This window comes from Helicobacter pylori (genome assembly GCF_900120335.1).
GTDB classification, from domain to species: domain Bacteria; phylum Campylobacterota; class Campylobacteria; order Campylobacterales; family Helicobacteraceae; genus Helicobacter; species Helicobacter pylori_BU.
Map to the genome: position 1 here is coordinate 746,723 of NZ_LT635477.1, position 15,933 is coordinate 762,655.

The window sequence follows — 15,933 nt, forward strand, 5'->3', positions numbered from 1 at the left end:
CAAAAATCTTATTTCTCATCAACCAACACAACCGTGCGCACATCGGGCAATTTGCTCAAATCCATCCTGTATTTAGATCCATAGGTGAATACGCCAAGCTCATCTTCTTCCACATTCCAATTCTTTGGCAAGTTCCAGAATGTTTTAAAATCATTCAAGAACCTAGGCGAGAGATCAAAGCTAGTCGCATACATGTGCTTAACCTGTTTGGAAGCCTCTTTTTCAAGGATAGCGTTTCTCTCTTGCTCCATCCATTCTTTTACAGGGATGGATCTAGCCTTTCTGTTTTCAAGAATTTCTTTTCTTCTGGCTTTCGTTTTGGCTTCATCTCCTACCCAAATGCCGTCTTTATTCTGGCTCACAATCGCGCCATAAACCTTGTAAGCGTATTCTGGCAATAGCTGTTTGCTGTTTAGATCTTCTAAAATCGCGTTCAAATCCCTTTCAATAGGATCGCCAAATCCAGGACCGCCTTTGATGTAATTCAAATACAAGTCGTAATTGTCAAAGCAGTTCTCAGTGGTGATGCATTGCTTATCCCTTTTGACTTGAGACGCATGAGAAATGTGTTTTTCATAACCTCGATCAGTTGGGTTAAAATCGCCTCCCAAAGGCAAGCTGGCGTTATTTTTAATCCTATTTTCTAAGTTGGTGTTATGCGCTTCAAACCTATAACCACTGGCCGCTGGATAGCCACCCATCATGCCCCAATCACTATTCATGTAGCCATTACCCATAAAGAACATGGTCCAATCATGCGCGCCCCACACCATTCTTAAAGTTTCAAACCCGTTACCGCCTCGATATTTCCCATACCCACCGGTATTGGCTTTGACATTCCTACCTAAATAAAGAAGAGGCTCTGCCATTTCCCAGATTTCAATATCGCCCATATCGCCTTCTGGATTCCAAATAGCCGCTGCGTGATTCAAGCCGTCTTTTATCGCGCAAGCTCCAGTCCCACAAGAACTCGTCTCAAAACTATTCACCGCATGGATTTCTCCATCTTGGTTGATACCGCCGCCTTGCAACCAGTTAGAAGTGTTAGCGTTTCCAGAATTGACTTCTTCTAAATACCCTCGGCTGTAATACGCTTGAGACAAGCCTCTCCACAAAGCGCTCCAGCCTGATACCAAGAAATGCCATGCATAAGCATGCCCGGTGCGCCTGTCGTCTGGATTCATCCAAGTCCCTTTTTTGAGTCTGAATTGAGTCGCAAAATAAGCACCATCGTTGATGCGAGAAGTGGGGATCAATGTTTGAGTCATCATCACCCAAATACCGCTAGTAAAGGACACTTGGTTGCAATTGAAAGAGTGCCATCCCCACCTGGAAGCGCCATCAAAATCCAATTTCCACGTAGCGTCTTTATTGATAGTGATTTCCACTGGAGAGTGCATGATCGTGTCTAGCTTAGCAAACTCAGAGCACACGCCAATATCCTTATGCGCATAAGGCACATCCACAAAAGCGACCTTTCTATACTTGCCGGGTATGGTCATGGATTTGATCCTAGAGATAAGGCCTCTCCTCCCTTCTTCAATCACTTCATCAATAAATCGCATGTAAGAATCAATGCCATCTTCTTTAATGACTTCCATCACTAAATCCCTAATCATGTGGCACCCAGCAATCCTAGTCCTTTCATCCAAAATCCAATATTTAGGCGTTCTTACTGATCTTTGAGATTCATGCAACCAATCTTTAAAGCTCTCATCATTCGCCCCTGTTTTACGGCAAGTGATCATGTATCCATCCCCAAACCTTTGAACCTGTCCGGTACTCATCGATCCTGGAGTAACTGATCCCGTATCAATCACATGCGTAACGCCACCTACCCACCCGATCAATTTTTCATCGTGAAAAATAGGCACAAGAGTCATAATATCGCATGGGTGCACATTCCCAATCGCGCAGTCGTTATTGGTGAAAATATCCTTATCGTTGATACCAGGGTTATCTTCCCAATTATTCTCTACCATGTATTTAATAGCCGATCCCATAGTGCCTACATGGATAATGATACCCGTAGAAGTCAGCACGCTATCGCCCACAGCGTTATAAAGCGTGAAGCACAATTCCCCCTCTTGCTCAACAATAGGGCTTGCAGCAATCCTTTTAGCTGTTTCTCTGGCATGCACGATACCGCCTCTTAATTTAGAGAACATCTTCTCATAGCCGATCGGATCCCTTTCTTTAAACTCTAGTTTTTTGAGGCCATTATAATGCCCTGTTTTTTCTGTTCTGGCTAGGATTTCATCTCTAGCTTGTTTTAAAGTTTTGCCGTTTTTCAATAAATTTGCCATTTTGAACTCCTTTATTTAATTTCTTTTAAGTGGAACAATCGGTGTTTGTCTAGTCTTGTCGCAAAGCCTTTGGGTATCACAAAGGTGGTTGAATCCGCTTCCACGATCGCAGGCCCTATGACTTCATTTCCAGGCAGTAACTTTTCCATGTGCCACACATCTGCATCCACCCATTGCTTATGCCGATAGAATTTTCTAACGCCTACTTTGGCCTCTTTTGGGGGCGTAGCGCCATGCTCTTTTTCAACCGGAATCACAGGTTTTTGCGTAGCCACAACACCACGCATGATCACGCCAGTCACGCTAAAGCCAAGCTCTGGCGAACACGCTGATTCAGAATAAACACGAGCGTAGGTTTTTTCATATTCTTTGACAATCTCTTCCCAATCGGCTACGCTTTTGGCTTTTGATACAGGAGAAGTGATCTCTAAATCATTCAATTGCCCCATATACTGCATCCTGTATCCAGGTCTTAGAATCACATCTTTTTCAGAGAATCCATTAATCTTAAACTCTTCAATCACTTTGAGAGTCAATTCATCCCATGCATCTTGAATGATCTTGCATGCCTCTATTTTGGACTCGTCTGAAGAATACTGCGGAATAGCTATATCAACGCTCTTGTCGTATCTGTATTCAAAATCAGCGCAAGCGCAACCAAAAGCACTAAACCCAGCCGCCCACGCAGGCACTACCACATCCTTAAACCCTAAGCCTTCTGTATAGCCATAGGTGTGCACAGGTCCCGCGCCACCATACGAAAAGCACGCAAAGTCAGATGGGCTATACCCTTTAGCGCTAATATTGGATCGCAAGTATTCTTTAAGCTCCAAATCAAGCAATTCAATCACACCCGCAGCCGCATCTTCCACGCTAATGCCTAGCGGATCAGCGATTTGCTCTTTAATGTGTTTTTTAGCCCTATCCACATCTAATTTGATTAAACCGCCTAAGAAATTATCCGGATTCAAATAGCCCAAAACAATGTGGCAATCTGTCACCGAAACCGTGTCTAAACCGCTGTCTTTCCAACAAGTGCCAACTCTATACCCCGCGCTGTCAGGCCCTAGTTTGACCGATCGGCTGTGCGGATCAATGCGTACAAAACTCCCAGCGCCCGCGCCAACAGAATCCATAGCCACAAGCGGTAGAGATAAAACAAGGCGCGCCATATCAGGGTCAGAAGCGATATTGAAATTGCTCTTAACGATAAGCGCCATATCAAAGCTCGTGCCGCCAATATCGCTGCATGCAATATTGTCATAACCAAGCGTTTCGCCTAGCAATTTAGATCCAATCACGCCTCCAATAGGACCGCTCACAATAGTTCTGGCGAGTTCTTTAGCTTTCCAGCTAATGGTGCCTCCATGCGTTGCCATCACACGAAGATCGAATTTAGCGCCATGCTCTTTGAAGCGGTTACTGACTTTAGAGAGCGTTTGTCTGCTTGGCTCAGCCGCATAAGCTTCTAAAATAGTGGTGTTCATTCTGTGGCTTTCTTTTCTTTGAGGGTAGTAATCCACAGAAGCGAACACAGGAATATTTTTACCCAATTTTTCAATTTCTTTTAACGCTATATCTCTAACGATCCGCTCGCTTTCAGCGTTTTTATGAGATTGCAACAAGCAAATCACAATGGCTTTCGCACCCGCTTCTAAAAGCTCCTTAACAGCGATTTTAACCTCTTCTTGGCGAACTGGGATAACCACTTGCCCCTTGACATCGGTTCTTTCTGTAATACCTCTAATCCTTTTTAAAGGAATCAGTGGATCATCATACTTGTGCGTGTTGATATGCAACCTTTCTTCTAGCGCATACCCCAAGTAGGATTGCAACGCCCTGCCCATAGAATGCATCTGCTCAAAACCCTTATTGCAAATCAGACCCACTTCCATCCCGCGCCTTTGGACGACCCGATTGAGCATCGCCGTGCCAGAATACACGCAAGTAACCAACTCTGGATAAACCTTACTGACATCTGATTTCCAATGCGATAAAGCGTCTTGTGAGCTGTTATAAATGGCTAAGCTCTCATCTTCTGGGTTGCTTTGGGCTTTACCGACGACGAAACTGCCATTTTCTTTCACAAAAAACGTGTCCGTCATGGTGCCACCGGCATCAATACCCATCACCTGAACTTTTGCGTCTTTCATTGTTAGACTCCTTTGAATTAAAGTGCTGCTCAAGGCAACCTATTCAAATTGTAGGGCTGATTTTTAAATGGAAATCATTTATTTCAAAGTTGTTTGTAATAAGAGAAAATTTGGTGTAATAAAGTGAAAAATAGTAACAAATTCATTCAAAACGCTACCGATATTCATCTTAAATTGCCCAAAAATATCATATAAATATCACATAGGCAGAAAAACATTAAACCTATATTAAATCAAAAGGCGAAATTCAATTCTAAGGTGCCGATTTGGTGGTGCTTAGGCTGGGACTGAAAGGTTTTACTAATATCAGTGATCGTAAAAGCCACCCTAAAACTACGCCACATCATAGCCGCTCCTATTTCACTAGCATAAACAAAGTATTCCAAATTAGCAATCCCTCTAGTCTCAGGGCTGTTGCCTTGAATGAAGATGTTAAGGGGTTGGAAGCGCCCAAAAGCCCCTGCAAAAAAATAGATAGAAAACTTATCGCTATAAGGCATGCCCCCATCAAAAGCGGTATTAACCTTATTGACCCCATAATCAGCGTCCAAGTTATACCCAGCCCTAAAGAGCGAGCCGAGTTGGAAATAATCCCTCGCATTCCCCAGTTCCACATTAAACCCAGGCATCAACTCCATAGAAAAAAAACGAGTCTTTAAAAGGGGGACTTTTTTGAGCAATTGGTAGTGCAATTCAAAGATAAATTCGTTTTTGAGCTGCGTGTTCCAGCCATAAAATTGGGGATCATGACCCCATTTATGAATGAGACGTTGTGTCTGAGCGGCCAAAGAATCTTGCCCTGTCGTGCCTAAAGAAATCGTGAATAACTCCATGAAAGTTTGATGGCGGTTATACACGTTCAAATTCACCCTCAAATACCCCCCATAAGGGTGGTTGTCATGCAAATGCACCAGTTTTCTGTTTGCAAGTGAGGGGGTATACATGTCTTGGGCGAGAGAAATGCCAAAACGAGTGACCCTAGGGCTTTTATTGAAAAACCCTAAATACGAAGACCATTTCATCGCTTTATTTTTAGAAAAATCAAACTCTTTAGTAGAAAAGCCTATTTGATTGCCTGCAGTATAATACTCATCAATGTAAGGATTGATATAACCATCATTTTCAGTCATCAAATTGATAGAATAGCGTTTAGAGGGCGTTAGTGGGGTTGAAGGGGTTGGAATGATTTCCTTTGCCCATGCAAATATTCCTAATGATAAACATAAAATAAATTTGAAAAACAAAACACTTCCTTAGGTTATTGTGGGGTTATTGTAACGAAATAAGACTGAATTACAAGGGCGTTTGAGAGGTAAAAAGAGAAAACTTTTACCCCCATTGAAAAGAGCATGGTTTTTAAGCATAAGAAAAACTCACACCAAAAAATAAAACACCCCGCACACCACTAAGCCTACAAAAATTAAAGTCAAAACGCAATAGCCCATAATATCCTTAGCGCCCAAACCCGCAATGGCTAACGCAGGCAAAGCCCAAAAAGGCTGTATCATGTTCGTCCAAGCGTCTCCCCAAGCGATAGCCATAGAAACCACGCCCGGATCCACCCCTAAGCTTTGCCCAGCAGGGAGCATGATAGGAGCTTGAATCGCCCATTGCCCCCCACCAGACGGAATAAAAATATTGACAATCCCCGCACTCAAAAAAGTCATGAGCGCGAAAGTTTTTTCGTTAGCGATGTGCGTGAAGGCTAAAGAAAGCATTTGCGCTAAAGAATGCCCCCCCACGTTATGGCTTGCCATCATCCCCATAATCCCAGCGTAAAAAGGGAATTGGAGTAAAATCCCAGCCACGCTCCTAGCGGAATGATCGATCGCTTTCACATAAGCTAAAGGGGTTTTATGGAGCAAAATCCCTAAAAAAAGGAAAATCATATTGACAATGTTTAAACCAATCCCTCCCCCTTTAAAAAAATAAACACCAAGATACCCAAAACCCAAAAAAACCAAAAGATAAGAAAGCAAAGCGCTGTTTTCCAAAAAATGCGCGATCGTTTTATCTTGTTGGTGGTCAATGAGTTCAATCTCTTTGTATTCGTCTTTTAAAAGCTTTGAATCAATTTCAACGATTTCTTCTTTTTTAGGGTGGATCATTGCCATTAAAAAGGGTAACCCTATAAGAATGATCCCTATAATGATCAAATTATAAGAGGAAAAAATCGTCTGACTGATAGGGATAGCTTTTTCAATCACCCCGGCGCTTATTTTGGATAGACTTTCATTTTGGGTGGCAACGCTTAAAGGGATAGAGCCTGATAAACCCCCATGCCAGATCACAAAACCCGAATAAGCGCTAGCAATGAGCAGCCTGTAATCCACCCCCTTAACATTTTTGGCGATCTCTTTTGCAAAAATCGTGCTAATCACTAAGCCAAAACCCCAGTTGATCCAATTAGCGATTAACGATAAAGAAGTAACCAACCATAAAGCCGTGTAATACCCCTTAGGCAAAGACGCCAAGTATTTTAAAAGTTTTTGGACTAATTTAGCGCTAGCTAAAGCCTGACCCAGCACCAAAATAAGAGCCATTTGCATAGAAAAGCCTAAAAGCGTCCAAGCACCATTCCCCCAACTAGAAATGACAGACGAAGCGTCCTGCCCTGTCAAGCAATAAACAAGAACAAACACGACAAACGACAAAAGAGCGACCAAAACAAAAGAGTCCGGCAAACATTTAGACGCTAAAAACACGCACGCTGAAGTCAAATGCCTTAACAAAAACATAAACACCCCCTTTTACAAGCTATAAGCGCACCTCAAATTCAGCTTCTGTCTTTTCTTTCACTTGATCAAGGCTGACCCCTTCTTGCAATTCCACTAATTTCATGGCGTTATTGGAAAACTCAAACACCGCTAAATCCGTTATCAATTGATGCACCACGCCTTTTCCCGTTAAGGGCAATGAGCATTCTTTTTTCACTTTAGACTCCCCGTATTTGTTGCAATGCTCCATGATGACGATCACTTTTTTAGCGCCATGCACCAAATCCATAGCCCCTCCCATGCCTTTTATGAGCTTTTTAGGGATCATCCAATTAGCCAAATCCCCATTTTGTGAGACTTCCATCCCCCCTAAAATCGCTAAATCAATATGCCCCCCACGAATCATCGCAAACGAATCCGCGCTATTGAAAAACGAAGCGCCCGGCACCACGGTTATGGTTTCCTTTCCTGCATTGATAAGATCCGCATCAACGCCCCCTTCTAAAGGGTAAGCGCCAATCCCTAATAGCCCGTTCTCGCTTTGGAAAACGATATTCATGCCGCTCACTTCATTGGCCACCAGCGTGGGCAAGCCTATCCCTAAATTCACATACATGCCCTCTTTCAATTCCTTTGCCGCTCTTTTAATGATAGCCTCTCTCATTTCGTGCTCCTTGTGGTGATTTTTTCTATCCGTTTTTCAAATTTCTCGCCCTTATAGATGTGCTGCACATAGATTCCTGGCAAGTGTATTTCATCTGGGTCTAATTCCCCAGCCGGGACAATTTCTTCCACTTCAGCGACGCATATTTTTGACGCCATCGCGCACAAGGGGTTGAAATTTCGGGCCGTTTTTCTAAACACCAAATTCCCAAGAGTGTCGCTTTTATAGGCTTTGATAAGCCCGTAATCGCCCGTTATGGCTCTTTCTAAAATATACTCCTTGCCGTTAAACTCCCTTGATTCCTTGCCTTGAGCGATCAGAGTCCCAACCCCTGTTGGGGTGTAATAAGCGGGTATCCCAGCCCCTCCAGCGCGCAAGTTTTCAGCCAGCGTGCCTTGCGGTGTCAAAACGACTTCAATTTCTCCATTCAACATTTGCGATTCAAAAATCTTATTTTCCCCCACATAGGAAGCGATAATCTTTTTAATCTGCTTTTTTTCTAAAAGAATACCCAACCCAAAGTCATCAACGCCGCAATTATTGCTCACGACAATTAGATCCTTAATGCCTTTCTTATAAATGTAATCAATGGCGTATTCGGGTATCCCACACAGCCCAAAACCGCCCACTAAAATAGTGTCTCCGTCTTTTAACCCGTTCAACGCTTTGTCTAAATCGGTTATAACCTTATTCATCTCATTCTCCTTATTTTTGTTCCACTACCACTGATAGCCCTTGACCGCCACCCACGCACAATGACGCGCAACCCACGCCATGCCCGCTCCTTTTCATTTCATGCAATAAAGTCACTAATATCCTAGCACCGCTCGCGCCAATAGGGTGGCCAATCGCTATCGCGCCTCCATTCACATTCACGATATTGGGGTTTAATTCAAGCTCTTTTAACACGGCAATGCTTTGCGCGGCAAAGGCTTCATTGAGTTCAAAAAGATTGATGTCGTTGAGATTCATTTTGACATTTTTAAGATTGTTTTTAATAGCGATGCTTGGGCATATGCCCATAATATCCGGACTGCAACCACCCAAACCAAACCCCTTGATGGTGGCCATTGTTTTTAACCCCAATTTTTGCGCTTTTTTAGTGCTGCATAAAATGATAATACTCGCGCCATCATTGATCCCTGATGAATTTCCTGCCGTTACCGATCCGTCTTTTTTAAAGGCGGGTTTGAGCTTTGCAAGGGATTCTAGCGTCGTGTCTCTAGGGTATTCGTCTTCTTTAAAAACCACCACGCCTTTTTTATTCGCTATTTCAATAGGCGTGATTTCTTCTTGGAATTTCCCCGCATTAATGGCGGCTCTCGCTTTGAGTTGCGATTGGAGTGCGAATGCGTCTTGATCTTCTCGGCTTATGTGGTATGCTTGAGCGACATTATCAGCGGTGATCCCCATGTGGTAATCATTGAACGCGTCCCATAATCCGTCATGTATCATAGAATCTATCATGTTCGCATTCCCCATTCTTTTCCCCTCTCGCATGTCAAACGACAGATAAGGCGCTGCGCTCATGTTCTCCACGCCACCGCACACCACCACTTCATCGCGCCCAAGCATGATGCTGTCATGCGCTAATTGGATAGCTTTCATAGACGATCCGCAAACCATATTGACGCTAAAAGCGTTTCTGTCATTAGGGATGCCAGAATCCAGTTGGATCTGCCTGGCGATATTTTGACCCAAACCAGCGCCTAAGACATTGCCTAAAATGACAGAATCCACATCGCTAGGCTCAAGAGAGCTCGCATTCAAAGCGTCTTTAAGCACGCTAACGCCCATTTCTCTAGCGCCCACATTCTTCAGAGAGCCTAAAAAACTCCCTACAGCACTACGCTTTGCCGCCACTACAACCACTTCATTCATGTCTTTGCCTTTAAGTTGATTTGATGATCATAGTATCACTTTTAAGTGATTGAAACCCTAATAAGTTTTATTCTGTTTTAGGTTTTGTTTTGGATTAAGGGCGATCCGTTTATTTTTTTCACAAAAATATTATTTTAGCGTTTAATGATTGTCGCACGATTCTTTATCGTCTATTCTATTAATATTAGGAATATAGGGGGCATTCACTCAAGCGCTCTTTAATTTTAAGCGCGATTATGCTACAATTAGGGACATTATGCTTTCAATAAAGGGTGTTTTTGACTAAAAAATTCATGTCTTGGATGGTGGTTATTGGGGCTTTAATTTGCGTGCTTTTAGGGGTGTTTATCTTCTTCACTAGCATGTCGGTTAAAAAATCTTTAACCGCTTATCTTAACGCTTATTTGGATCAACGCCCCCACATTAAGGGCATGGGGATTGTAGGCGCTCCTTTTGAATGCGAAGGGTTTTTTAAAATCGCATGCGTTTCTAAGGAGCTTCGTTTTTTAGACTCTCAAAACTCCCCTATTATGGATTTTAAAGATTTAAAGATCAAGCTCCATTCTTTAGATAAAAGCTCTCTTACCCTTTCTATCCATTCTCAAATCCAATCCCCTATTTTAGAACAAGATATTCAGCAAAAAATCAGCCAAATCCCCTTAAAAAACTTGAATGCCTTATTGGAAAAATTCAAACCCACGCGCTTGAATTGCTCTTTAAAATTCAACGCTTTAGATGAAAAAACCTTAAACGACAACTTAAAATGCGATTTGACTAATGCAGAGAATATCCTTGCTTACACTTTTTTTCAAGAAGGTTTAATGGAGGTGCAAGAAAATCTATCCCTTAAAAATATTTTCAAAACCTTGAGTTCTAAAGACGCTAAAGCCATAGAAGAGTTGCAAGACAAACTGCGTTTTTTAGCGCCAAAGTTGAGCGTTTCTATCCAAGCGCGCCATTTTAAAAACGTTTTAGAGTCCTTTTATCAACAAAATAAAGAGAGTTTGGGCTTTTTTTCCCCTTATTTTAGCTTGCGTTCTCAAACCCCTAGCGTTTCTTATGAAAGCGCGTTAGCTTCTTTAGAAAACTATTTTATGGCTTTGTTCCAGTCCCATTTTAAAGACGATAGCGCGCTCCAACAGAATTTTAAAGGATTGTTGCAAGCCTTTGTTTCTATGGCTAAAGACAAACGATCTCAGATCGCTCTTAACGCCCAAGCTAAAGACAACGCCAAGCTGACTTTTAACGCCTTGTTAGAAAGCCTTAGCGTGAATTTCTTTCAATCCTACAAAATAAGCCATGAGTGATTTCAAAGTCCCCCCCAAAGCTAAAGGGTTTAAACGCCTTTTTAAAGCCCTTTTTTATTCTAAAGACGGGCTTAAATGCGCGTGGGCTGAAGAGAGCGCGTTCAGGCAAATTGTCATCTTGGCTCTTTTTTGCATCGTTCTAGCGAGCTATCTGACTAAAGATTTTTTAGAATGGGGGCTATTGATCTTGCCTTGCTTTTTATCGGTTGTGATTGAACTCATCAATAGCTCCATTGAAAAGGCTGTGGATTTTACTGGCACCGAGTTCCACCCTTTAGCTAAAAAGGCTAAAGACATGGCCAGTTCGGCCCAACTGATAGGGCTTATTTTTTGGGCTTTGATTTGGGGGCGTTACCTTTTAACGCTTTATTTTAATTAAATTTTAGGGAGACACATGCAAGATCATTTAGTTGATGAAACAAAAAATATTGTAGAAGTGGGGATTGATTCTTCTATTGAAGAGAGCTATTTGGCTTATTCCATGAGCGTGATCATAGGGCGTGCCTTACCGGACGCTAGAGACGGCTTAAAGCCTGTTCATAGGCGTATTTTGTATGCGATGCATGAATTAGGCCTTACTTCCAAAGTCGCTTATAAAAAAAGCGCTAGGATCGTGGGTGATGTGATTGGTAAATACCACCCCCATGGCGACACCGCAGTTTATGATGCGCTAGTGAGAATGGCGCAAGATTTTTCCATGCGCTTGGAATTAGTGGATGGGCAAGGCAACTTTGGCTCTATTGATGGCGATAACGCTGCAGCGATGCGTTACACTGAAGCCAGAATGACCAAGGCGAGTGAAGAAATTTTAAGGGATATTGATAAAGACACCATTGATTTTGTGCCTAATTACGATGACACCTTAAAAGAGCCAGATATTCTACCAAGCCGTCTGCCTAACCTTTTAGTCAATGGGGCTAATGGGATCGCCGTAGGGATGGCGACTTCTATCCCCCCCCACAGGATTGATGAAATCATAGACGCTTTAGCGCATGTCTTAGAAAACCCTAACGCTGAATTAGATGAAATTTTGGAATTTGTCAAAGGGCCTGATTTTCCTACTGGTGGGATCATCTATGGCAAGACTGGCATTATTGAAGCCTATAAAACGGGGCGAGGGCGTGTGAAAGTGCGGGCTAAAGTGCATGTGGAAAAAACAAAAAATAAAGAAATCATCGTTTTAGATGAAATGCCTTTTCAAACCAATAAAGCCAAATTAGTGGAACAAATCAGCGATTTAGCACGAGAAAAACAAATTGAAGGCATTAGCGAAGTGCGCGATGAGAGCGATAGAGAGGGCATTAGAGTGGTGATTGAATTAAAAAGAGACGCGATGAGTGAAATTGTCTTAAACCACCTCTACAAACTCACCACCATGGAGACCACTTTTAGCATCATTTTACTCGCTATTTACAATAAAGAGCCTAAGATTTTCACGCTTTTAGAGTTGTTGCGCCTTTTCTTAAACCATAGAAAGACCATTATTATAAGACGCACGATTTTTGAATTGGAAAAGGCTAAGGCCAGAGCGCATATTTTAGAGGGTTATTTGATCGCACTAGACAATATTGATGAAATCGTACAACTCATTAAAACAAGCCCAAGCCCAGAAGCGGCTAAAAACGCCTTAATGGAGCGTTTTAGTTTGAGCGAAATCCAAAGCAAAGCCATTTTAGAAATGCGTTTGCAACGCTTGACAGGCCTTGAAAGAGATAAGATCAAAGAAGAATACCAAAACCTGCTAGAGCTTATTGATGATCTCAATGGCATTTTAAAGAGCGAAGATCGCTTGAATGAAGTCGTCAAAACCGAGCTTTTAGAAGTCAAAGAGCAGTTTTCTTCTCCAAGGCGCACTGAAATTCAAGAATCTTACGAAAGCATTGATACAGAAGATTTGATCGCTAATGAGCCTATGGTGGTGAGCATGAGCTATAAAGGCTATGTGAAAAGAGTGGATTTAAAAGCTTATGAAAAGCAAAATCGTGGAGGTAAGGGCAAGCTTTCAGGCAGCACTTATGAAGACGATTTCATTGAAAACTTTTTTGTGGCTAACACGCATGATATTTTGCTCTTTATCACCAATAAGGGGCAATTGTATCATTTGAAAGTCTATAAAATCCCAGAAGCGAGCCGGATCGCTATGGGTAAAGCTATTGTGAATTTAATTTCGCTCGCTCCGGATGAAAAAATCATGGCAACTCTAAGCACTAAAGATTTTAGCGATGAACGCTCTTTAGCTTTCTTCACGAAAAATGGCGTGGTGAAGCGCACCAATTTGAGCGAATTTGGCGGTAATAGGAGTTATAGCGGTATCAGAGCGATTGTTTTGGATGAAGGCGATGAATTAGTGGGCGCAAAAGTTGTGGATAAAAACGCCAAGCATTTGCTCATCGCATCGCATTTGGGTATTTTCATTAAATTCCCTTTAGAAGACGTGCGCGAGATCGGAAGAACTACTCGTGGGGTTAGAGGGATTAAGCTGAATGAAAATGATTTTGTTGTCGGCGCGGTCGTCATTAGCGATGATAGCAACAAGCTTTTGAGCGTGAGCGAGAACGGGCTTGGCAAGCAAACTCTAGCCGAAGCGTATAGAGAGCAATCTCGTGGAGGTAAGGGGGTCATTGGCATGAAACTCACTCAAAAGACCGGTAATTTGGTGGGCGTTATCAGCGTGGATGATGAGAACCTGGATTTGATGATCCTTACCGCGAGCGCGAAAATGATTAGAGTTTCTATTAAAGATATTAGAGAAACCGGAAGAAATGCCAGTGGGGTAAAACTCATAAACACCGCTGATAAAGTCGTGTATGTCAATTCTTGCCCTAAAGAAGAAGAGCCAGAAAATTTAGAAACCTCTTCAGCGCAAAATTTGTTTGAGTGATGCGTTTCTTTTCATTCTGTTATTTTTTATTTTATTTTTTAGGGGTTTCTTTGCATGCCCTCAGCCCCCTAGAAAATCAAGAATTTTTGATTTCGTACCGCTTGAAAATCGTTGATTCTAGAGTGATGGGTGAAGAGTATTCTGTCTCTAAGCCTATTGTCAGCCGCATTAAAACAGCCCCCTATGTTTTAGACTATCATTGCTCTATCATCACTCGCAACTTGCCCGATTTAAAAAACCCCTTGCTCCAAACCAAACTAGAACGCTTCCTTTTAGAAATAGCGTTAAAAAAAGAAAAAGAGCGAGTCATTGATTGTATTTTAAAAAGCCAAGTCGCTATCACGCATTATGATCATAGCTATAAAAACGGCACCACTACCACAAGCATTCTTAACCTCAAAGCCTTAAGCGTTAAAGCGAGTTTAGAGGGAGATATGCTGTCTTTAGATATTTTTAGAAAGGAAGAAGAATGAAAATCGCTATTGTAGAAGATGATATTAACATGCGTAAAAGCCTGGAGCTTTTTTTTGAGCTTCAGGACGATTTAGAAATTGTGAGTTTTAAAAACCCTAAAGATGCGCTAGCGAAACTTGATGAGAGCTTTGATTTAGTCATCACGGATATTAACATGCCCCATATGGACGGCTTGGAATTTTTACGCCTTTTAGAGGGCAAGTATGAATCCATTGTGATTACCGGTAATGCGACTTTGAATAAAGCCATTGATTCCATTCGTTTAGGCGTGAAAGACTTTTTCCAAAAGCCTTTTAAACCAGAATTGCTTTTAGAATCCATCTATCGCACTAAAAAAGTTTTAGAATTTCAAAAAAAACACCCTTTAGAAAAACCTTTAAAAAAAGCCCCCAAACACAGCTTTTTAGCCACTTCAAAAGCTTTAGAAGCAACCAAACGGCAGGCCTTAAAAGTCGCAAGCACGGACGCTAATGTCATGCTATTAGGCGAAAGCGGGGTGGGTAAGGAGGTTTTTGCTCATTTTATCCACCAGCATTCCCAGCGCTCCAAGCACCCTTTTATAGCGATCAACATGTCCGCAATCCCAGAGCATTTATTAGAAAGCGAGCTTTTTGGGTATCAAAAAGGGGCGTTCACGGACGCCACAGCGCCTAAAATGGGGCTTTTTGAGAGCGCTAATAAAGGCACGATCTTTTTAGATGAAATCGCTGAAATGCCCCTTCAATTGCAAAGCAAACTTTTAAGAGTGGTTCAAGAAAAAGAAATCACGCGCCTTGGGGATAATAAGAGCGTTAAAATTGATGTTCGTTTCATTTCTGCTACCAACGCTAACATGAAAGAAAAAATCGCTTCAAAAGAATTTAGAGAAGATTTGTTTTTCCGCTTGCAAATCGTGCCTATAACTATCGCTCCTTTAAGAGAGAGGACAGAAGAGATTTTACCCATTGCTGAAATCAAGCTTAAAGAAGTGTGCGAGGCGTATCATTTGGGGCCAAAATCTTTTTCAAAAAACGCCGCAAAACGCCTTTTAGAATATTCTTGGCATGGGAACGTGCGAGAGCTTTTAGGCGTCGTGGAAAGAGCGGCGATTTTAAGCGAAGAAACAGAAATCCAAGAGAAGGATTTGTTTTTGGAAAGGTAGGGAGTTAGGGGGTTTTAAGGGGGATAATTATTTCAAAACACCCTCTCCTTAAAAATAAGTTTTCATGGTGGAGCAACTAAAACCCCATTTTTTATTAGTGCGGTTATTGTGTTGTGAAGTACCCAACCGCTAAAGACGATTGGGCTTCCTAGGCTGATGTTGCCCGTAGGGAGAGTTTGGTTCTCACTCTGTGTCCCTATAGTAGGGATTTTACAGAGTTTGAGCTCCAACGCATTCCCTACAGGTCTCATACATCATATCTCCAAAGGCGTAACTTTGCGCACTTCCTACGCTAGATACGAATGTATGGGGATATTATACCACGAATTGGTAGCATTCATCCCAAACGCTAAAGATATTTGGGATTTCTGCTTTGGGTGGTTAAACTCATTTATAGTAGAATTAGCGT

At 42.1% G+C, this 15,933-nt stretch carries 13 protein-coding genes; 5 read left to right on the forward strand and 8 right to left on the reverse strand.

The window, feature by feature from the left end:
• Window positions 1-8: 8 nt before the first annotated feature.
• The 7 genes from CS889_RS03640 to CS889_RS03670 form a co-directional block, all read right to left on the reverse strand.
• The gene (locus CS889_RS03640; RefSeq protein ID WP_089086866.1) at window positions 9-2,306 is read right to left on the reverse strand and encodes a hydantoinase B/oxoprolinase family protein; all 2,298 of its coding nucleotides are present in this window, start codon (window positions 2,304-2,306) and stop codon (window positions 9-11) included.
• Between the two features lie 11 nt (window positions 2,307-2,317).
• Window positions 2,318-4,459: a hydantoinase/oxoprolinase family protein gene (locus tag CS889_RS03645; protein ID WP_077645556.1), complete on the reverse strand. Its 2,142-nt coding sequence runs from the start codon at window positions 4,457-4,459 to the stop codon at window positions 2,318-2,320.
• 233 nt (window positions 4,460-4,692) lie between these two features.
• Complete coding sequence (locus CS889_RS03650; RefSeq protein WP_000465240.1) at window positions 4,693-5,703, reverse strand: lipid A deacylase LpxR family protein; 1,011 nt, start codon at window positions 5,701-5,703, stop codon at window positions 4,693-4,695.
• A 129-nt stretch (window positions 5,704-5,832) separates the two neighbouring features.
• Window positions 5,833-7,197, reverse strand: coding sequence for a TIGR00366 family protein (locus CS889_RS03655; protein WP_089086867.1), 1,365 nt, complete (start codon window positions 7,195-7,197; stop codon window positions 5,833-5,835).
• 19 nt (window positions 7,198-7,216) lie between these two features.
• Window positions 7,217-7,840, reverse strand: coding sequence for a 3-oxoacid CoA-transferase subunit B (locus CS889_RS03660; RefSeq protein ID WP_001206236.1), 624 nt, complete (start codon window positions 7,838-7,840; stop codon window positions 7,217-7,219).
• Window positions 7,837-8,535 (reverse strand): CoA transferase subunit A, encoded by a 699-nt coding sequence (locus CS889_RS03665; RefSeq protein WP_001045151.1) that lies wholly within the window; start codon window positions 8,533-8,535, stop codon window positions 7,837-7,839. The genes CS889_RS03660 and CS889_RS03665 overlap by 4 nt, the downstream gene beginning before the upstream one ends.
• A gap of 10 nt (window positions 8,536-8,545) precedes the next feature.
• Window positions 8,546-9,721, reverse strand: a complete 1,176-nt coding sequence (locus tag CS889_RS03670) for an acetyl-CoA C-acetyltransferase (RefSeq protein ID WP_089086868.1) — start codon at window positions 9,719-9,721, stop codon at window positions 8,546-8,548.
• 362 nt (window positions 9,722-10,083) lie between these two features.
• On the opposite strand from CS889_RS03670, the gene CS889_RS03675 reads away from it, so the two are divergent.
• The 5 genes from CS889_RS03675 to flgR are packed head-to-tail and all read left to right on the forward strand — an operon-like array spanning window position 10,084 to window position 15,524.
• Window positions 10,084-11,028 (forward strand): hypothetical protein, encoded by a 945-nt coding sequence (locus tag CS889_RS03675; protein ID WP_331712905.1) that lies wholly within the window; start codon window positions 10,084-10,086, stop codon window positions 11,026-11,028.
• Window positions 11,021-11,407 carry a diacylglycerol kinase gene (locus CS889_RS03680; RefSeq protein ID WP_001279230.1) on the forward strand — a complete coding sequence of 129 codons (387 nt, stop codon included), beginning with the start codon at window positions 11,021-11,023 and terminating at the stop codon, window positions 11,405-11,407. Before CS889_RS03675 ends, CS889_RS03680 begins: the two co-directional genes overlap by 8 nt.
• Before the next feature lie 15 nt (window positions 11,408-11,422).
• A complete protein-coding gene (gene gyrA, locus CS889_RS03685; RefSeq protein ID WP_089086870.1) occupies window positions 11,423-13,909 on the forward strand; it encodes a DNA topoisomerase (ATP-hydrolyzing) subunit A in 2,487 nt (828 codons plus the stop codon).
• Entirely contained in the window at window positions 13,909-14,382 is a 474-nt protein-coding gene (locus CS889_RS03690; protein WP_001908371.1) for a hypothetical protein, read from the forward strand. Before gyrA ends, CS889_RS03690 begins: the two co-directional genes overlap by 1 nt.
• Window positions 14,379-15,524: a transcriptional activator FlgR gene (flgR, locus tag CS889_RS03695; RefSeq protein ID WP_089086871.1), complete on the forward strand. Its 1,146-nt coding sequence runs from the start codon at window positions 14,379-14,381 to the stop codon at window positions 15,522-15,524. The genes CS889_RS03690 and flgR overlap by 4 nt, the downstream gene beginning before the upstream one ends.
• A gap of 62 nt (window positions 15,525-15,586) precedes the next feature.
• Here flgR and CS889_RS08740 read toward each other — a convergent pair whose 3' ends face one another.
• Window positions 15,587-15,775, reverse strand: a complete 189-nt coding sequence (locus CS889_RS08740; RefSeq protein ID WP_089086872.1) for a hypothetical protein — start codon at window positions 15,773-15,775, stop codon at window positions 15,587-15,589.
• Window positions 15,776-15,933: the final 158 nt, after the last annotated feature.